This is a genomic window from Clostridium sp. YIM B02555 (genome assembly GCF_022320955.1).
GTDB classification, from domain to species: Bacteria; Bacillota; Clostridia; order Clostridiales; family Clostridiaceae; genus Clostridium; species Clostridium saccharoperbutylacetonicum.
On the sequence record NZ_JAKJJY010000005.1, the window covers coordinates 250055 to 269410 of the forward strand.

At 25.7% G+C, this 19356-nt stretch carries 17 protein-coding genes; all 17 read right to left on the reverse strand.

The annotated features are described in order from the left end of the window. Positions 1–8: 8 nt before the first annotated feature. Positions 9–1238: a 6-hydroxymethylpterin diphosphokinase MptE-like protein gene (locus L3B98_RS10275; RefSeq protein ID WP_238916537.1), complete on the reverse strand. Its 1230-nt coding sequence runs from the start codon at positions 1236–1238 to the stop codon at positions 9–11. Further along, a complete protein-coding gene (pseG, locus tag L3B98_RS10280; RefSeq protein ID WP_238916538.1) occupies positions 1225–2268 on the reverse strand; it encodes a UDP-2,4-diacetamido-2,4,6-trideoxy-beta-L-altropyranose hydrolase in 1044 nt (347 codons plus the stop codon). Before pseG ends, L3B98_RS10275 begins: the two co-directional genes overlap by 14 nt. Positions 2269–2301: 33 nt before the next feature. Further along, positions 2302–4278, reverse strand: a complete 1977-nt coding sequence (locus tag L3B98_RS10285; RefSeq protein WP_238916539.1) for a glycosyl transferase family 1 — start codon at positions 4276–4278, stop codon at positions 2302–2304. Between the two features lie 35 nt (positions 4279–4313). Next, positions 4314–5366, reverse strand: coding sequence for a pseudaminic acid synthase (gene pseI, locus L3B98_RS10290; RefSeq protein WP_238916540.1), 1053 nt, complete (start codon positions 5364–5366; stop codon positions 4314–4316). A gap of 187 nt (positions 5367–5553) precedes the next feature. Beyond that, positions 5554–6639 carry a UDP-galactopyranose mutase gene (glf, locus tag L3B98_RS10295; protein WP_238916541.1) on the reverse strand — a complete coding sequence of 362 codons (1086 nt, stop codon included), beginning with the start codon at positions 6637–6639 and terminating at the stop codon, positions 5554–5556. 112 nt (positions 6640–6751) lie between these two features. Next, entirely contained in the window at positions 6752–7258 is a 507-nt protein-coding gene (locus L3B98_RS10300) for a DUF4422 domain-containing protein (protein WP_343073681.1), read from the reverse strand. After that, complete coding sequence (locus tag L3B98_RS10305) at positions 7218–7412, reverse strand: hypothetical protein (protein WP_238916542.1); 195 nt, start codon at positions 7410–7412, stop codon at positions 7218–7220. Before L3B98_RS10305 ends, L3B98_RS10300 begins: the two co-directional genes overlap by 41 nt. 203 nt (positions 7413–7615) lie before the next feature. Continuing rightward, positions 7616–8101 carry a hypothetical protein gene (locus tag L3B98_RS10310; protein ID WP_238916543.1) on the reverse strand — a complete coding sequence of 162 codons (486 nt, stop codon included), beginning with the start codon at positions 8099–8101 and terminating at the stop codon, positions 7616–7618. A 14-nt stretch (positions 8102–8115) separates the two neighbouring features. Further along, on the reverse strand, positions 8116–9012 hold the full coding sequence (locus tag L3B98_RS10315) for a glycosyltransferase family 2 protein (RefSeq protein WP_238916544.1): 897 nt from the start codon (positions 9010–9012) through the stop codon (positions 8116–8118). A gap of 51 nt (positions 9013–9063) precedes the next feature. Continuing rightward, the gene (locus L3B98_RS10320) at positions 9064–10134 is read right to left on the reverse strand and encodes an FkbM family methyltransferase (RefSeq protein WP_238916545.1); all 1071 of its coding nucleotides are present in this window, start codon (positions 10132–10134) and stop codon (positions 9064–9066) included. A 17-nt stretch (positions 10135–10151) separates the two neighbouring features. After that, positions 10152–11237 (reverse strand): D-alanyl-lipoteichoic acid biosynthesis protein DltD, encoded by a 1086-nt coding sequence (locus tag L3B98_RS10325; RefSeq protein ID WP_238916546.1) that lies wholly within the window; start codon positions 11235–11237, stop codon positions 10152–10154. Positions 11238–11239: 2 nt separating this feature from the next. Beyond that, positions 11240–12241, reverse strand: a complete 1002-nt coding sequence (locus L3B98_RS10330) for a glycosyltransferase (protein ID WP_238916547.1) — start codon at positions 12239–12241, stop codon at positions 11240–11242. A gap of 26 nt (positions 12242–12267) precedes the next feature. Continuing rightward, the gene (locus L3B98_RS10335; RefSeq protein ID WP_238916548.1) at positions 12268–14625 is read right to left on the reverse strand and encodes an HAD family hydrolase; all 2358 of its coding nucleotides are present in this window, start codon (positions 14623–14625) and stop codon (positions 12268–12270) included. 84 nt (positions 14626–14709) lie between these two features. Further along, positions 14710–15720, reverse strand: coding sequence for a glycosyltransferase (locus L3B98_RS10340; protein ID WP_238916549.1), 1011 nt, complete (start codon positions 15718–15720; stop codon positions 14710–14712). Between the two features lie 13 nt (positions 15721–15733). Continuing rightward, positions 15734–16831, reverse strand: a complete 1098-nt coding sequence (locus L3B98_RS10345; RefSeq protein ID WP_238916550.1) for a glycosyltransferase — start codon at positions 16829–16831, stop codon at positions 15734–15736. Between the two features lie 10 nt (positions 16832–16841). After that, complete coding sequence (locus L3B98_RS10350; protein WP_238916551.1) at positions 16842–17285, reverse strand: hypothetical protein; 444 nt, start codon at positions 17283–17285, stop codon at positions 16842–16844. Between the two features lie 171 nt (positions 17286–17456). Then, positions 17457–19316 (reverse strand): asparagine synthase (glutamine-hydrolyzing), encoded by a 1860-nt coding sequence (asnB, locus tag L3B98_RS10355; RefSeq protein ID WP_238916552.1) that lies wholly within the window; start codon positions 19314–19316, stop codon positions 17457–17459. Positions 19317–19356 lie beyond the last annotated feature (40 nt).

Here is a 19356-nt window from a genome sequence, read left to right on the forward strand (position 1 = left end):
GCCTACTTTTAGTCTCCTACTTTTTTGTTTATATACTCTTTAAAAGACATATGAATTGTCCCTTTTATTTTAGCCCCCATACTGCAATTAATAAATTTTATCTCCTTATTTTCTAAAATTAACGATTCTATTTTATTTTTAAACATCATATATCCCTGAGTTGTAGGCAGCATACTGCCATTAACTCCTCGAACCTCCTTATTTTTATGATCGTTTTTCACATTATCTTGAAACCCATAAACTTTTTCAAAGGTTGCTGTATGAGATTTCCCATCAATAAAAGCTAAGTCTTGTCCTAGAAATATAATTTCCTTTGAATTACATTTTATTGCAATATCAATAGCTGAAACTGCCACTGTTCCTCTAGATTTTATACTAGTTTCATTTTCTTTTCCAGTATTGAATATAAATTTAGGACCATTATAAGCATTAACTGCCCATCTTGAAGCACTTGACGAAAAACATAAGGGTATATCCTCATTTTCATATCCTACCAGTTGCATTTTTACAACTTCTTTCCCATCTAATATAACTACTGCATCTGGTTTTATTCCATTATTCATTAACGCCCTTAGAGAGCTCCCAACACTTATTATCCTAAATTTTTCTCTATACTTCTTAACCAATTCTAATTCAATATCTAGCGATGGTCCTGCAGATGTAACTATATATGTCTTATTATCAGTTAATTTCTTTGTAAATTCATCAATAGTATTATAATTATGACTCATATTCTCATTAAAGTTATCATCTAATAACTTATTTAAATTTTCATCATTCATTGACTTCTTGACTTCACAATAATCAAAAATTAAATTATAGAAATTCTCATTTGTATCTTTAATAGTTTCTAAAGATCCTTTATGAACTATCACATCTCCAGTTAAGTCTAAAATTTCCGAAAAATAATTATAGAAATTTTCAAATTTACTATTAATTATTTTTACATTATTGTTTTCAAAAATTCTAGGATTAACTTCTTTTGCATATTTAACTAATTCATCATTTAATTCAAAAACATATAAAATTGACTGATTATTCATATTATCCACAATTTCATTAACATGGTATCCTAAACCTATACCATATAATAAAATATTAGATTTGTCAGTAATAAGATCTATATTTTGTTGAATAAACTGCTTGCTTTCCTTAATAGGATCATACTTACTATGTATATACTTATTATTAAATTTTGCTGTAAATAATCCGCTCTTGCTTTTTTCAATATTCATCATAATTCTTTCCTCTTATAATTCCATTAATTTCTTCTACCAAGCTCTCAACACCATATAAATTAACTAATGCTTTTTGCTTTTCAATAACATTCTCTCGTAACATTTCGTCTTCTATAAGTTTATTTAAAAGAACAAGCAAATTAATCTTCTCTATAGCTCGTATTTCATAACATTCAATAATCAAGTTCATTTCTTTCATTTTTTCAGCAACAAATTTTTGATTTTCTGCAAGGACTACGCCTATTGTAGGAACAGACATAGCAGCCAATTCATATAATGTTGAACCACATGCACTTATTGCCACATCACACTTGAGCATTAATTGAGCCATATTTGCATTTTCATATATATAAATATTATTATGTTTTTTAGTTATATCTTGTATTTTCTCTATAAGTTCTTTATCAAAGGCACTTCCTATGACAACATGTAAATTTTTATTGATATCTTTGATTTTTTCTAATATCTTTAAAGTGTTATTGTTATTATCCATACCACCTAAGGTCAAAAGAATATCTTGTATTTCTTTTTTTATTACTTTGCTTTTATATGCTTGTCTAAATTCATCTCTTAGCATACAATATTGAGTGCCTAAAAATAATTTTGTACTTGAATTTATATTGTCTTCATAATTTAAATCACGAGCATTTATATTTTGGTTTATTATAAAATCCACATCCATCTTACACTTATTAACATCATCAACATAACCAGTAAATCTAAAATATTTTTTTAATTTAATAAAATATTTTTCATCTACTTCATAACTATCTGTAATAAGTACGTCTGCATTACATTTATTTTGTATTTCTTTAATATCTTCAATATAATTCAATTCACTGATTTCAATTACATTAAAATTGTTTTCCTTTATCTTTTTTATTCCTGCCTCAAATTTATTAGCAAGTGAGTTCCTGCATATAAATAAAACCTCATTTTTCCTTTGTAACTCCGCTCCTAAAACAATCATTCTCATAACATGTCCAAGACCAATCTCTTTTCCACCATCAGCCCTAATAAAAATTTTCATATATTCACCTTATTCTTTTTTGGTATTTTTAAACTACTTAAAAATAGGACTATTTATTATATCATTATACATATTCACAAAGTACTTCTTAGTATCCATCATATCAGCTGCTCTGGCTTTTGCTTCCCTGCTCATTTCTAAATAAAAATCCTTATCTTTCTTACATCTAATTGCCAAATCAATAAGTTCTTTGTAGGTTTCACATATAAAAGCTTCATCTACTATTATAGATACATCTCCATGTCTTAGAGATAAGGCCGGCTTTCCTTTAAACATACATTCAACTGCTGAAGTTCCTCCGCCTTGTCTTCTTGGATTAATATACAAATCTACTAGTTCCACACAGGCTAATATATCATTTTGAAAGCCAAGTTCCATAAAATTCTTCTGTAAATTTAAATATTTTTGTCTATTTTCTTCACTAAGCTTAAAATTTCCAATTGTAACTACAAAACAATCTTTGCTTGCTAAATTATTTAAAACACCAAGAAATTCATCATCGATTTCATCATTTAATCTTCCACCTACAACTGCAATAACAAATTTCTCTCTTGGTATTTTTAATTCTTCTCTCATATATTCATGTTCTTGTGGCTTTAATTCAAATGTAAATGGACATTCTATTATTGCCTCCTTAGTATGTCCTTCCTTAGCAATATATTCATAATCTGATTCCAAAGGTTTTCTTCCCATAATAAAAAATTGACCTTTATTCTTTGAAATAGAATAGTTCCCTGATGTTGAAATTGTTGCCATTGGAATAATTTGTGCAGCTAAATCTGCAGTTATACTCCATCCACCTATATTTATTAATAAATATGGCTTTTCTTTCTTGATAAAGTTTAATATATTAATACATTCATTTTCATCTGGCATTGAACATTTCGGTTGATAAAAACCAATTTCAATATCCTTATATTGCAAATTATTAAAATCACTATATTCTTCTACTATATTTCCTTTTGCTGGTCTAAAAAATGGAATATCTCCTTTTACCGTAATTAACTCTTTTGTGTTAATTAGTATTACCTTTTTATTTAGATATTTACTTAAAATATAGCATCTATCTAAAACAGTTTTTGTTGGTCCATGTTCTAACTTTAATAGTTGACTTATAAACACAACAATTACGTCTTTATTTCTATCATTTTTAGGAATAAACTCTAATTTTCCAACTAATTTTTTAAATTCATCAAAAATAGAATCATAAAGTCTATCTATTTTATCTTTTTCTATACTATTGCTTATTTCAGTATCTGTAAATCCTATAGATATTAACTGATACATAATATAATATTTTTGATTTTTATCTATATTAGATTTTAACAATTCATCAAGTAATTTTTTTCCATATTCTTTAGCTTTAAAAGTAGTTATCAAAAAAGATCCCATGTAAATTTTAAATAATATATCTTCACTATTAAAAGTATTTTTAAATAATTCTTTGAGTTCTTCTTTTCTATTTTGATCAATACTTGTTATATATTGGTTAGCTTTATCAGAATGCTCCCATATATTTGGATAATATTCAGAAAACTCATTCATATTCTTAAACAATTCTTCTGAAGCATTTATAAAATTTTTTACTCCCAAAACTCCAAAATCATTCACATTATTATCATTCAAAATTGAGTATTCAAATTTAGTATCCCATTCTTTTATTGAATATAAATTACTTCCATAATTATAGCTTTTGTATTTTTCAATAATCATTTCATTTGTTTTAATATAAATTGAATTATCAAATATAAATGCATTATAATATAAAGTATATTGATTATATAAATTTAATATTAGCTCTTCATTATTACTTATTATATTAATACTATACATTCTAATCTTTTCACCTAAAGTATTAATTAATATATTTTCTAAATTAAATTCTTTTAAATCTTCTTCTGTCAAATTATCAAATATATGTACTTCAAAATTATCTATTTCAAACTTTTCCAAATTTGAAATATAACTTTCAGCTGAACCTTTATAAAATCCTAGTAGTATTTTTTTCATAATTACTTCTCCAAAATTATTAATAAATTTCTATCTTACCTTACTAAATCCCATTTCATTGGAGTTCCTTTTATTATGTTCCTTGAAGCTTTTTTCCCAATTATATCTTTAATATATTTTGCTTCCAACCCAAAGCCTGGTCTTATACTTCTAACATTGTCATCCGTAAATAATTCACCTTCTTTAACATCTTTAACAACAAAAAGGCTTCTTGAATGTTCTCTTGAATTAATTTGCTTTTGAGATAAATCATAAGTTACTTTTCCAATTGCCTTCTCTACAATTCTTATATTATCTACCATTTCTTTAAATTCTTCTGGTTCCATAGAAAATTTTGAATCTGCTCCACCATCCGCTCTTCTTAAAGTCATGTGCTTTTCAATAATTTGAGCTCCTATCGATACCCCTCCAACAGAAACAGCATTTCCCATAGTATGATCTGATAGACCTACTACAACATCAAAAGTTTCCTTCATATTCGGAATTGTTTTTAAATTAATTTCCTCCACTGGTGCAGGATATGATGATGTGCATTTTAATAGCGCTACATTTTCATTTCCCATTCTTTTGCAGGCATCAAGTGCGTCTTGAATATCACTCATTCTTGCAATACCTGTTGAAATTATTACTGGTTTTCCTTTTGATGCTATATATTCAATAAACGTAATATCATTTATTTCAAAAGATGCAATTTTATAAGCCGGCACATCCATTTCTTCCAAGAAATCCACAGAAGTAAAATCAAAAGGAGATGAAAAACATATTAATCCTTCCTCTTCAGCAATTTTCTTTAATTTAGGCTGCCATTCCCATGGAGTATATGCTTCCTGATAAAGCTTATGTAAAGTTGTTCCATCCCAAATAGTTCCTTGTTTAATTTGAAAGTACTCATTATCACAGTCAATTGTAATTGTATCTGGAGTATACGTTTGTAATTTTATTGCATCAGCTCCTGCCCATGCTGCTTTTCTTACGAGTTCGACTGCTCTATCAAAATCATGATTGTGATTTGCTGACATTTCGGCTATTATAAAAGTTTTTTGCCCCTCTCCTATTTTTACCTTATCTATATTAAAATTTTTGTTCATAATTCTTCACCTCAAATAGTTTTATATCATTTAATTATCGAATAAAAATATTATTTCTTTATTCACATAAACATATTAATTAAAATTATTACTTATCTTTACAAAAAAACTTACAATGCGTTCATTTTTATAATCATAAAAATAAATCAGACCACAAAATTCAAATTATGAATTTTGTGATCTGATTTTACTCTAAAATACTATCGCAAAATTGTAATGCTTGATAAATTACTGCATCCATATTCATGTAATTATAAGTACCAAGTCTTCCTAGGAAATATACATTTTCTAATTTATCTGTTTCACTTCTATATGCGCTATAAAGCTTTTTATTTTCTGGCTTTGGAATTGGATAATATGGTTCCCCATCTGCCTTTGAAACTTCCTTCATTATAGTTGTTTTATCATTCTTTTGTCCTGTAAGATATTTATATTCTGTTATTCTAGTATAGTCATATTCATTAGGATAGTTAATTACTCCTATAGATTGATAATATTCTTTTTCATGGGTCTCTTCAATGAAATTCAAGGATCTATATGGAAGTTTTCCATATTTTTCTTCAAAAAATTCATCAATACAACCAGTAAAAATAATTTTAGCATAACTAACTTCTTCTTTAATTTCTTCATAAGTTGTATTTAGCATAACTTTAATATTTTTATGACTAATAATATTTTCTGCCATTTTAGTATAACCATATTTAGGCATTCCTTGATACTTATCTGTAAAATATCTAGGATCTCTATTACTTCTTGTAGGTACCCTTGATGTTACTTCTTTACCTAATTCATATGGATATAAGTCCCATTGTTTTTTTGTATATCCTTCGAAAAATAATTTATATAATTCTTCTCCAACCTGACTTACAATAACATCTTTAGAATTATTTATTTCTTCAACATTTTCTTTAACACTGTTAAAAAATTCTTTTACAGTTAATGAATTATAATTTGTGCTGTATAGCATATTAATTGTATCTAAATTTATAGGCATTGGAACAAGTATACCATTTACATAAGATAACACCTTATGTTGATATTCTCTCCACTCTGTAAATCTGCCCAAAAATCCCCATACACGTTTATTATTTGTATGAAATATATGAGGACCATATTTATGTATTAAAATTTCAGCTTCATTATAATAATCATATATATTTCCACCTATATGATTTCTTTTATCTACTATTAGAACTTTCTTACCTTTTTCAGCCAGAACCCTTGATGCGGTCATACCTGCAAGTCCACAACCTATAATTAAGTAATCAAACATATTATTCCTCCTTCTACTAGTATTATCATAATTAGTATATGTTAACTAGATAATTTCTTATTATTATTTATCGCTATAATTCTAGACTTCTTTAACTTAGTTTAAGGTACAACTAAAACTCTACAATAAAGGCCCTTTCTTCCCTAACTTTTAATTCATTATTCGCAATCCATACATTAAGCAGACGCTCAGACATAAAACCAAATATTCTTTTTTGGTAATCATCATAATTTGAAATAGCTATTCTCTGTTCTAATTCAAAAAGTATATCAAAAAGCCATTTGCAATATTTATCAAAGTTTTCTTTATGAGTTATAATCATATTGGTTATATATACTGTGTGTCCTTCCATAACATGATCAAATGCTTTTAAATATTCCTCATATTTTTCTTTTATAATATCCCTTGCCATAAGCATATCCTCTTCTTTATGATTTATTGCATATTGATTATAAACATTATCTTTCCAGACAATTTTTGAAGGTAAAATCATATCATACTCATTTAATATCCTATCAATGTATTCCTTAGTCAAAAAGGTATCATTCTTTAAAAAATATCTTCTGTAGTGGCAAATTCTAATATTGCCTGCCTTTACATTTTTCCATGCAATCCAAATTTACATCTCTTTCTATTTCCATATTTAAAAATTGCTTTGAAAAAGCTCTATTATTTATCATTGTCATTCCTGCATCCAAAACAGATTTTACTTGAAGTCTATTTACCATTTGAAAAAACATATATAATTCTTTCAATTCTTTATTTAATTCCACCTAATCATCCTTTTCTGATTTTTAATTGCTTAATTTTAAGCTGCACAAGCATATTAATTCACTATTTAATGTGAAGCAACATCTCATTTTCAGTTTTAATCTTAAAGCCTCCAATTTGATTACTCTACAAAAGCTTATCAAATCGGAGGCAAATTTACATGATAGTATTTATCCTATCATTTACTAACTCAATCATAATATTTCTATTTTTTTTCAATTCCTTTTAACTTTGACAATAATATAATCAAAACCAAAGGTGATATTATTAATGTTCCTAAAAATGATATAGTCTGCATTATTACTGTTCTAACTTCCATCCAATATATCTTGCCAATAGTAAAAGATTTTATTTCAGAAATCACATTGCACATAACTCTTTCCTTCGCATTAATGCTTTTAGAAAATTTTAAAACATTAAAAAATCCTCCACCATTAATATTGGTTACAGGAACCACCACAACATCAAAATTAATATCAAATAATTCTTTAACTTTATTACTAATATTAAATCCATTTTTATGAGGATATACATAAATATTTTCTATATCACTATACTTTTCAGCAAGTTTAACCCCATGCTCATGTGTAAGTAACGATATATTGCACGGAGCATATTTTTCATTAATAGCAGGAAGATTTAAATCAAGTTGTTGAAAACTTACCGAACGAATTATTAATATATTTTTCATGCACTTCTCCTTTGCTACTTAAAAAATGTAAAAGAAACATTAAAAGGGATCCTTAAATTATCTTCTATATACTTATCCACAGGCTTTCTTTTTCCTTTTAAATTTTTACTACCCATAAATGCTAGAAACATTCCCTTCAAATACACAAAAGTTTTTTGCTCCATTGAATAATATAAACAATCTTCTATCATTTTAAAAGTCAATTTTATAGTTACTCCAAGTGAGTAATTCTTCCATATAAGCCAAAAAGCATTTCTAGTATAGTAAAGTGGCGCTCTCCAAGACGCTCTATTCTTTGGAGAATATTTATGATATGATACTACATCAGAAAAAAATTCAATTTTATAACCTATATCTAAAATCCTAAAAGCAGTATCTTGCTCATTCCAATATAAAAAGAACTCTTCTGGATAAAAACCAACTTGTTCAAGTAAATCTCTTCGTACACCGGCTCCTGCACCATTAAAGGCCATCAAATAATCTTTTGCATCAGCCTTAGTATCCCTATTTTCTTCTATTTTTTCCATGGTCACAGAATCATAATTATAAAAATTTCTAACATCAAAAGCAACTACTCCAAGCTTTTCATCTTTTTCAAACTTCTCAACCATTCTACTTACTGCTTGTCTATGAGGAAAAGAATCATCATCTATGATTATTATGTACTTGCCTTTTGCATTTTTAAAACCTATGTTATATGCTTCTATCCCTATGTTTTTAAACATTTTTATTAGTTTTACTTCTTTGAAGTTTTCTTCTATTTCTTCAACTGTGCCATCAGTTGAAAAGTTGTCAACTAATATAACTTCTAGGTTATCATATTCTATTTCTCTTATTTTTCTTAAAGAGTCACATATATCTGCTTTTCTGTTCCAACAAATTGAGACTATGCTTACTAGTGGAGTATTCATATATTTCCCCCCTTGATATAGTTTTATTTAGAAATATTAATTAACTTACCATCAAATAACCGCGTAACATACTGTTTCAGACAAATCTTCGTAATGATGTCTTATATATATTTTATATTCTGGAACCATTTTAGCTAAAATCAGTGGAATATTCCACAAATCATCTGCTTGATGATAGATGCAAATTGCCAGTTTAGGTTTATTCTTTTTTATAGTTTCTTCTGCACCATACAACGCTGATATTTCTGATCCTTCAATATCCATTTTTATAAAACTTACTGGTATATCTTTAAAATATTCATCTATTTTCTTTGTATTTATTTTTTCTGCCCCCTCTGAATCAATATGTGAAGTCCAATTTCCAGTTCCACTAAAACTCATTAATCCTGTTTTACCATACACAGCTGCATTTTCAATAATAACCTTATCTGAAATTCCTTTTTCATTTACAAAATCACTTAAATTTTTAGCACTATCCTTAAATGGTTCAAATGCATATATTTTTTTAAACTTATTGCCACTCACTGATAAAAACTTTTCTATTGTATCTCCATTAGCTGCACCTGCATCAATAAATATCTCATCTTCACCTAATTTTATTATCTCTTCTGTAAAATATTGATTTCCTTCATAAATATTATCTATATACTCAAAATCATTAGTTAATCTATGCTGTATGATATTATCTACCACATATTTTGATTTTTTATCAAATAAACATTTGTATAATTCTTCAATCTTTTCTTTATCTCTTAAGATTATACTTCTATCATAAAAATTTCTAGCTTCTGTAACTATATTTCTACTCATTATATTTTTAAATCCTAATTCCTTTAACTGCTTATTTATATCAGAAAAAAACATAGATGTTATCATAATATTAGTTTCTTTATCTAATCCAGATAATTCATCAATTGAAATAACCTTTATTTCTTGAAATATAGTGCCATGCTTATTTTTATCATTGTCACAAAATGCTTTTATTTCTATACCTTTTTCTTTTAATTTTTTAATGGTTTCTTTTCCAGCGCTAGAAGCTCCAAAAAGTATTAAACCATTCATTTTACAACTTTCAATAAATTCATCATATTTTGACCTAATGTTAAAATCAAATTCAATCATTTTTTCATATCCCCTTCTCATACTATTATCTCGTTTAAAATTTCTGTAAACTTTTTAGCTCCATATAAATTCAAATGAGATACGTCTTTAAAATCATTATCTTCAAATAGGTTTGATTTAAAATAATCAATATATTGAAAATCATATTCTTTTCTAACCATATTTATTATTTCATGAAATTCATTTTCAATTCTATCTGAAAAATATTGTGTATAATGCTTGCTTGCTGGAAAAACAACTACCACAGGCTTTATATTTTTATCTTTTAAAAATTTTAAATAATTTTTAAATATACAAATATTCTCCTCTACAGTTTTAGGATATTCCTTATTACAATCTAAATCTGCCTGCCATTTTCCGATTCCATCATCAATAGTATATTTATTTTCACATACTCCCCAATTAATCATAGCATTTCCTGTATCGTAAAAACTAAATATTTTATTTGCTATTCTATTATTTTTATCTATATTATCACTAAACTTCTCAACATTTATATAATTATGCTTTACTTTAATATTCTTATAATATAATGCACACTTGCTCTTCATTCCCGAGGATGACATATCATATTGAAAACTATAATAACAAAGTCCTATTATCACTTCTTTTAAATTTTCAAATTTATTATTCTCTAATAGAAATTTCACTAAATTATAATCATAAAATAAATCTTGGCTTACATTAGCTAAATTGTATGCATTTTTTTTATAACTATTAATATCTAAACCGCAGTATGAATAAGATATTCCAGTTACTAATGTTTCAATTTCTCCTTTTGAACATAATGCACAATCTATACTGTATCTTACATAATCCCACCCAAAATCCAAAAAATTACCAAATTCAAATATCTTTTCATTATCAATGCCAAAATTCAACAATTGAGTATATATTTCTTCATTAAATTGACTTCCTATCAATATATAATCGAAATCATAATTTAATATATTATTGGGTTGAATCACAATCTTATCATTATGCACACTCCCCCATTTAGTTCTATCATTATCTGCATATGCAATGATTTCAACATTTTTATTAATAGAGTCTTCTAAAACTTTGGATAATTTTCCAGTTCCAAAAACTATTACTTTCTTCATATTCATTCCTCATATATATCTTCTACTGAAATTATTTCTATGTTATTAAAATTATCATTTAAATTCTTACTAATATCATTTAAATATGTGATTGGAGTGATTACAACGCAATCAAAACTAAAGTTTTTCGATTCAACTATACTAACTACAGGTATATCATTATATTGGTTACATTCAATATTTTTATCAATAATACATACCGGTTTAATTCCTTGTGCATTTAATAATTTAATTAATATATGCCCGATTTGTCCATTACCATATACAGCTACTGTTTTGTTAATAAGTTTTTTTTGTAATTTCTTACAATTAATCATATTCTCTATTAGTTTTAGTAAATAGAAATAATATGACCTATATGTTTTTAATTCTTTTATAGCTCTATCATATGGGAACCACGAAGCATCACCATAATGAATCGAAAAATTTTTCTCTTTAGTTATATTTACCGAGAAATATTCTTTTGAAAATACATAAACATCGTTATTTAAAATTTGATTACTATTATCTTGTTTTAAATTGAAATCTTTGACGCATACTTTCGTCAAAAAATCATTATTAGTTTGCATTATCATTTGGCCATTTTCAACAAAGTGCTTATCATAATATTCATCCAAAAGTATCTTTATAAAATTATGTTTTTGTTTTGCTCCAATAACTGCTGTTAAAATACTATTATCTGATTGAAATCCCAAAAATACATTGTATCTTAAAAAAACATCTAAACTTTTTGTTACTTCAACATCTGTATCAAAATATATTCCACCATAATTATATAGAGCATATAATCTTATGTAATCACTTACAAATGCCCATTTTTTATTTTCATATGCTTCTTTAGTATATGGAATACTATTTATATCAAAATTGCCTTCATTCCATTCCACAATTCTATAATCTGGAAGATACTTTTCCCAACTTTGGATACATTTTTTTATTAAATCCTTTTTTTCACCTTTTCCAAACCAACAATAATGAATTATCTTAGGAATTTGTTCTTCCATATTTCCACTCCCTTAAAAAGTAAATATTAATCTCTCATTTTAACTATATTTATATTATCAAAAGCCTTATTAATGCTTTTCTCAATTTCTTCTAAAAAGGAAAAAGATGCAATTATTATAGTATCACTTTGCTTTATACTTAATTTACTTTCTTCTAAAGAAATTATTTGAATATCATTTATATTATTTCCCCAAAGTGAACTATTTCTATCTATAATAAATTCTATTTCCATTTTACATAATTGCAACACTTGTACCAATGTTCTTCCTATTTCTCCAGCTCCATATACAATGACTTTATCTATTCCATTATTAAGAAGCATATTACATGTATTAAAACATTCACTAAAATATTTAGGGTTTTCCTTACCAAATTTAATAGTTTGTAATAAATTTTCATTATGATACATTAATGTCGCTACGCCTTGAGGCCACATTATTTTTTCACTTTTAGCAATATCCATTAATGTTTGATAATTGTATTTCTTAGCTAATTTTATGTCCTTCTCATTGATAAATGTAGTAATAAAATTTGTTCCTGTATTTTCATCATGATGTAAATTGGATAATCTTTTAACTTCCTCTATCGTTGGAACTTCTAACAATCTAGAGATAGGTACCATAACTTCTTGTGCATATTTTAAATAATCTAAATCATTACTTATTTTATATACAGATTCATAAAATAATTTCTGAAAAATCAATATACCTTCTTGGCATATATTTTTATAACAAAATTCTTCTTTAGGTATCTTATTTTCCTCTAAAATAGGAATGGCTATATCATTGTTCTTACTTAATTTATAGCCTTGAGTTGATCCTCTTTCATCATTCATAAGTTCTTCAATAATTCCTGCATCCCATAATATAGCTTCTGTTAATTTATTAAAATCATCTAATGAGCTTATATACGATCTTATTTCCACATTATTAATTACTTTTTCACAAATTTCTTCTGAACCAATTCCTAAAATATGAATTATATTCTCTTGCTTAATGACATTCTTTAAAACATTATTTAAATTTTTTTGTATTGTACCTCTGTAACCTAAATCTAAAGTAATGAATTTTTTAGATAAATCTATATTGTTTTTTAAATAATTTAATAATAAAGACTTCCTTCTATTTATTTCCTTATTAATGATTTCTTTATTTTTTATTACTGCATTTTTTACTTGATTCATCTCTTCTTCATTTAATTTGCAAGTTTGTTTACTTCGTATTTTATTTATTTCATTGTTTTCAACTAATAGAAAATTCAAACCTAAACTATTTAACATTTCTTCTACAGTTATAATTCTTTGCAAAAAATATTTTTTTATATATTCAACCTTAAACTCATCTAGAGATGCTAAATTAGTGGCCTCCCTTGAAACATATAATTCAGAAATTTTTATATTTATATCATTATATTTAACTGCCTGTCTTAATGTTTTTCCTAAAATTACTCCTTCACGCATAAGGGCATATATTTGATTAACACTTTGATTCTTAGCCACATCTACAGTATACTGAGATAAAAATGTTAAAAATGGTCCTAATACTTTAACGCCTATTTCAAACCAAAATCTTTCTTCTTTATTAAATGTATAAGATAAATTTAGGGCAATTTTTCTTATATTATTTATTTTACTAGATGTAATACCATACTTAATTTTCTCTAATTCAATTTCTAAATTCATCTTAGAAATTGGATTATATCTACAATAATCTATTTCATTTTTAATCGCGCCTTCAACATCAGCTAATTCATTATCGCCAATATGTAAAATATATTTAGGTTCTACGTTGTAATATCTTATGACTTCTTTATATAACTTACCACTACTTTTAGATTTTCTAAACTCTGATGAGACAAAAATATTGTCTATAAGTGTTAAATCAATTCCTAAATCAAATAAAATATCCTCTATATTTTTCCTTGTTAAATACATATCTGATACAAGAATTATCTTCTTCGATTTTTCTTTTGCATCTTTCAAAAACTCATAAACAACAGGATTAATGAAAATATTCTTCTTTTCTATATTCAATTCTAAATCTATTAATTCTTTTTTATACTTTGATAAGTATTGAAATTCATTGTAAATTTCCAACAAAGTTACTTCAAAATCTACTTTATTAGAATCTACATCCATCTTTTTATTTTCTCTAGCTTTTTTCTCTGCTAAAATTCTTAATTTTTTAAATTCTTCTTTTCTTAGTGGACATTCTTTGTAAATCTTATTTTTAAATTCTTCATATACCAATTCAAAAATATCACTTGGTTTATTGACTGTTCTAGAAATTAAAGTATCAAATATATCAAAACTAATTATTTGATACTTATGAATATTATTTTGCAGATGTGATAAATTTATATCTTTTAACCACAATTTATTCATTATTCCCTCCTGTAATACTTATACACTTTATTGTTTTATCTTATAGATATAATAGTTAAATTCCAAAGTATAGAATTATCATTATTAAAATAAGTTTACAAAATCTCTTACAACTTTTTTTCCTAAACTAGAAAGATACACTGTCGCATAAAAATTCCCAGGTTGTGAGGCTACAAAAATATAGTCAAAATTCGTATTTTTTAATTTAGTCGGAGAATATATTTTTTTATTATTAAATTCTCCTTTCTTATACATATCAATATAACCTAAGCATTTTCCATTTAGTAATAGGTGTTCGCATTCTTCTAAACACAATCTCCCTCCATTACCTGCCCCCCATATGTAATATGAAACATTGCTTTGCTCTTTCATTTTATTCAATTCTATAATAGTTTCTAATTTCATTCTTATAATATCAGTTAAAAAAACATCTCTAGTCTTATATGTCTTACTATCATCATTCTTTCTGTACATTAATAGTCTTTCAGATAAATTTTTGATTTTAACTCCATTTTTCATAAACCTAAGCCATAATTCCAAATCTTCACAATACAAGTAACTTTCATCATACTTACCATATTTCTGAAATAAAACTCTTCTTATCATAACTGTTGGATGACATAAAACAAATCCTCCACACAAAAGATCGATAAATTCAAAATCTTCTTTATTATGGATAATTTCAAAATTTCTCATTTCTTTGTCACTATACCCATTTCCAAATGCAGTTATAAAAGTTGAAACCATACTGTATTCACTGTTCTTCTCTAGAAATTCAAATTCTTTCATAAATCTATCTGGTAAGCTAATATCATCAGCATCCATCCTTGCTATGTATTTACCTTTTGCTAAATCTATTCCCTCATTTAGAGTATATACTAACCCTTTATTTTCTCTATCTATAATTACAATTCTATCATCCATATCAGAATATCTTTTTATTATGTTAAGTGAGTCATCTGTAGATCCATCATTTACTATTATAAATTCAAAATTCTCATACGTTTGATTTAATATACTTTCAATGCTCTCCTTTAAATATTTTTCTGCATTATAGACTGGCATTACTACAGAAATTGCTATATTTTGTTTCATGTTACCACTGCCTTTACATTTCGATTTTATTTAGTATTCTTTTAATTTTAACATTCCAATCTAAATGCTTTTCTGCATATATTCTCATGTTGTTTATATAACTTGGATCGTTTTTGATATCTTTAATAAATTCAATTGCTGCATTTATATCTACTGGTTCTTCACTATCCTCTATATTCAACGCATATTTGAATTTCAAATCAAAATCAACATCAATTCCTGAATATATAAATGGTAATCCTATGACACAGTACTCCCTATTTTTTAAAGCCGATCCATCTTTCATATTTATTCTACTTCTACTTAGCGTTCCTATGGCTATATCTGCATTCTGATATAATTCTTGTAATTCTATTCCAGATTTATGCCCCAAGAACTTTACATTCTTTTCTAATTTCAACTCATGAACCAGTTTTATTAAATTACTAATTTCTTTTCCTTCTCCTATTATTTGAAATTCTAAATTACTCTGATTATTATCTTTTAGGTATTTATGAATTCCTAATATGACTCTATCATACCCATGCCATATTGAAATATTTCCAACTCCAATAATTACTATCTTACTTGTATTTATCTTTTTATAATTCAAAATGCTTTTTCCTGTTATTTCTATCCCATTACCTATAAATAAAGCACCTATACCAAAGGCTTCTTTAATATTATTATATACAACTGCATAATCAGCAGACTCTTTTAGAAATTCTCTAAAATACTTATCTTCACTTAGTATTCTTTGATTTTTTATTTCTTTATCATATGGCAATGTAGGAAACTCCAAAATAATTTTAATATCAGGGTTAATTTCCTTTACTTTCATTAAAAATTCTATAAAAAAATAGTTTGATAATATATATCTAATGAAAATAAAATTATATTCATTTTGTAAAATATTTTCTAATAAAAACTTATATTTATCATAACGGCTACAATTAATAATTTCTATATCTTCATTCATTTTTTTTAATCTAAAATATATATTTTTTTGATAAAATAAATCCATTTCAATATTATTATTTATAAATGAATTATACATTCCAATAACTTTATTAGTAATACCTCTATTCTTATTATCTTCAAAATCAAAATCAGCGATAAATAATCCTTTCATACAACCTCTCCTAAATATCAAAAATTATCTCATCTAAAGTTAAAATAATTTTTGATTTTTTATACACCTTTTTTATATCTTTTTTTATTGGTTCTGCTGCATATATTGGTGTAATTATTATTACATCTATATCAATTGAGTTGTCCACGTCCTCAATACTTTTAGACTTAAATTGATTTATTTTAATATTATCAATATTACTATCTAAAGTATAAGGAACATTGATATTAGAATTAATCAATTCCTTATATAGTAATTCTCCTAACTTCCCCATTCCATATATCACAATATTATTTAAATTCTTCTTCTTTAAATAATCACTTATTTTTTTATCATTCATATTATTATCTAACCATCGTGTTAATATATCATAATACGTTTTATATGAATTATACATAATTTCAATATCAATTATACTATCTTCATAAATTTGTTTTGGTATAAAATCATTCATATTTTATTTCTCCGATCATCTTCTAAATTATTATCATATTAATTTAATGCGTATACGATAATATTTAAATTATAAAAACCAATAACTATCATAATAACTATAATTATTCAATAATCTATCGCATCTCTAATAAATTACTTCACCTTTTTTTACTTGATTTAAATCCAAACTTTAAGATATCTCCTTTATATTAAAAATCTCTATCCACTTCCCAATACATACAATTCTCCAAATTGTAAAATCAAAATCTTTCTCAGATATCATTGTATCATCAAACCAACTAAGAGCTAAATCAGAATTTATAATCCATTTTAATTTGCCACAACCTTCTTTGAACAACTTTCTAAAAACTTCATTATTACTTCTAATCCAATCTATTTCTGGAGTAACAAAACCCATTTTATCTTTCCTATTGATAATTTTACTTGGTAATTTTTCTTCCATTGCTTTTCTTAAAACATATTTTCTTATTCCATTTTTTATCTTTTCGTTACTTTTACATGAAATATTGAATTCAACGACTCTATGATCTAAAAATGGAACTCGGCTTTCTATAGAATAAGTCATAGAATTTCTATCCTCATAATGCAGCAACTCAGGCAAATTATGTACAAATTGATGTATAGAATAAGATTTTAATGTCTTCATAGATTCTATTAATTCCTTATAGTAATCATAATATGGTTCAAAAGCTGGTTTGATAAACTTTCCTTCCCTATTTAAATTCATTTTTAATTTTTGTTCTAATGATTCCATAGGTCTCTTTGTTGATAAATAATAAAGATCATCCCTTTTTAAATATGGATTCTCAGCAAGTATAGCATTAAGTTCTTTTTCAAATTCATCATATTCCTTATTTAGAAATAACTCAGTCAAGTAAACAAAATAGAATTCACCATATCCACATAATTGTTCATCCGCCCCTTGACCATCTAACATTGCTTTTAAATTATTTTTTTTAGCTTCTTCAAATACTTTTCTTTGAGCAAATATGCTAGTGGATCCAAATGGTTCATCTTGATGCCAAATCAAATCTTCTAACTCATTCATTAATTGATCTGTATTAGGAAAAACTTTATGTGGATTTGCTTCTACTAGATTATTTATTTCATCTATATATTCTTGTTCATCATATTTCTTATTGTTGAAGCATGATGATACAGTATCAATTTTTTTGCTTTCATTTTCTTTTTGCAACATATCATTCATTAATGTTACTATGGTTGAACTATCCAGCCCCCCTGATAAACAAGATCCTACTTTAACATCGCTTATCATATGTTCCCTTACTGATTCAGCCATGACATTATAAAACTTATCGTATATATTTATATCACCAAATTCTTTATCTATCCTCTTTTCTAAATCATAATATTTATATATGTTAAATTTTTTTGTTTCTAAATTATATATTAAATTATTTCCTGGTCGCAATTGCTTAACATTTTTAAACATTGTTTCTTCTGTATGATCCAACACACTAAACACTAAAAAATCTTGTATTCTATCCTTATTTCCTATAGCTGACCATTCTGGTAGCACTGTAAATTGCTTTATTTCTGAAGCAAAAGCTATATAATTTACATTTTCATAATAATAAAATGGTTTTATTCCAAATCTATCTCTAGAGCAAAATAATATTTTTTTTTCTATATCATATAATATAAATGACCACATTCCTCTAAAATGACTTACACATTCCTCTCCCCATTTTTTATATGCAGCTAATATAACTTCACTATCACTATTTGTCATATAATTATAATCTCTCAAATAATTTTTAAGCTCCTTATAATTATATATTTCTCCATTAAAAACCAAAACATATTTATCACTTTTTAAAGGTTGATTCGACCTACTATCTAAATCAATTATTGCTAATCTTCTGTGTCCTAAAGCCAAAGTATCATTACTATAATATCCTTCCCCATCAGGACCTCTATGTAAAATAATCTCATTCATCTGCTTAATTATTGAACTCATATCCTCTTTTTTTAAAGACTTACTAACCAAACCACTTATACCGCACATAATATTCCTCCAAATAAATTATTAATTTAAATAATCACTC

What these genes read in the sequence shown, in the direction of transcription:
- L3B98_RS10275 (WP_238916537.1), bottom strand. Translation starts at nt 1,238, where the DNA reads ATGATGAATATTGAAAAAAGCAAGAGCGGATTATTTACAGCAAAATTT.
- pseG (WP_238916538.1), bottom strand. Translation starts at nt 2,268, where the DNA reads ATGAAAATTTTTATTAGGGCTGATGGTGGAAAAGAGATTGGTCTTGGA.
- L3B98_RS10285 (WP_238916539.1), bottom strand. Translation starts at nt 4,278, where the DNA reads ATGAAAAAAATACTACTAGGATTTTATAAAGGTTCAGCTGAAAGTTAT.
- pseI (WP_238916540.1), bottom strand. Translation starts at nt 5,366, where the DNA reads ATGAACAAAAATTTTAATATAGATAAGGTAAAAATAGGAGAGGGGCAA.
- glf (WP_238916541.1), bottom strand. Translation starts at nt 6,639, where the DNA reads ATGTTTGATTACTTAATTATAGGTTGTGGACTTGCAGGTATGACCGCA.
- L3B98_RS10310 (WP_238916543.1), bottom strand. Translation starts at nt 8,101, where the DNA reads ATGAAAAATATATTAATAATTCGTTCGGTAAGTTTTCAACAACTTGAT.
- L3B98_RS10315 (WP_238916544.1), bottom strand. Translation starts at nt 9,012, where the DNA reads ATGAATACTCCACTAGTAAGCATAGTCTCAATTTGTTGGAACAGAAAA.
- L3B98_RS10320 (WP_238916545.1), bottom strand. Translation starts at nt 10,134, where the DNA reads ATGATTGAATTTGATTTTAACATTAGGTCAAAATATGATGAATTTATT.
- L3B98_RS10325 (WP_238916546.1), bottom strand. Translation starts at nt 11,237, where the DNA reads ATGAAGAAAGTAATAGTTTTTGGAACTGGAAAATTATCCAAAGTTTTA.
- L3B98_RS10330 (WP_238916547.1), bottom strand. Translation starts at nt 12,241, where the DNA reads ATGGAAGAACAAATTCCTAAGATAATTCATTATTGTTGGTTTGGAAAA.
- L3B98_RS10335 (WP_238916548.1), bottom strand. Translation starts at nt 14,625, where the DNA reads ATGAATAAATTGTGGTTAAAAGATATAAATTTATCACATCTGCAAAAT.
- L3B98_RS10340 (WP_238916549.1), bottom strand. Translation starts at nt 15,720, where the DNA reads ATGAAACAAAATATAGCAATTTCTGTAGTAATGCCAGTCTATAATGCA.
- L3B98_RS10345 (WP_238916550.1), bottom strand. Translation starts at nt 16,831, where the DNA reads ATGAAAGGATTATTTATCGCTGATTTTGATTTTGAAGATAATAAGAAT.
- L3B98_RS10350 (WP_238916551.1), bottom strand. Translation starts at nt 17,285, where the DNA reads ATGAATGATTTTATACCAAAACAAATTTATGAAGATAGTATAATTGAT.
- asnB (WP_238916552.1), bottom strand. Translation starts at nt 19,316, where the DNA reads ATGTGCGGTATAAGTGGTTTGGTTAGTAAGTCTTTAAAAAAAGAGGAT.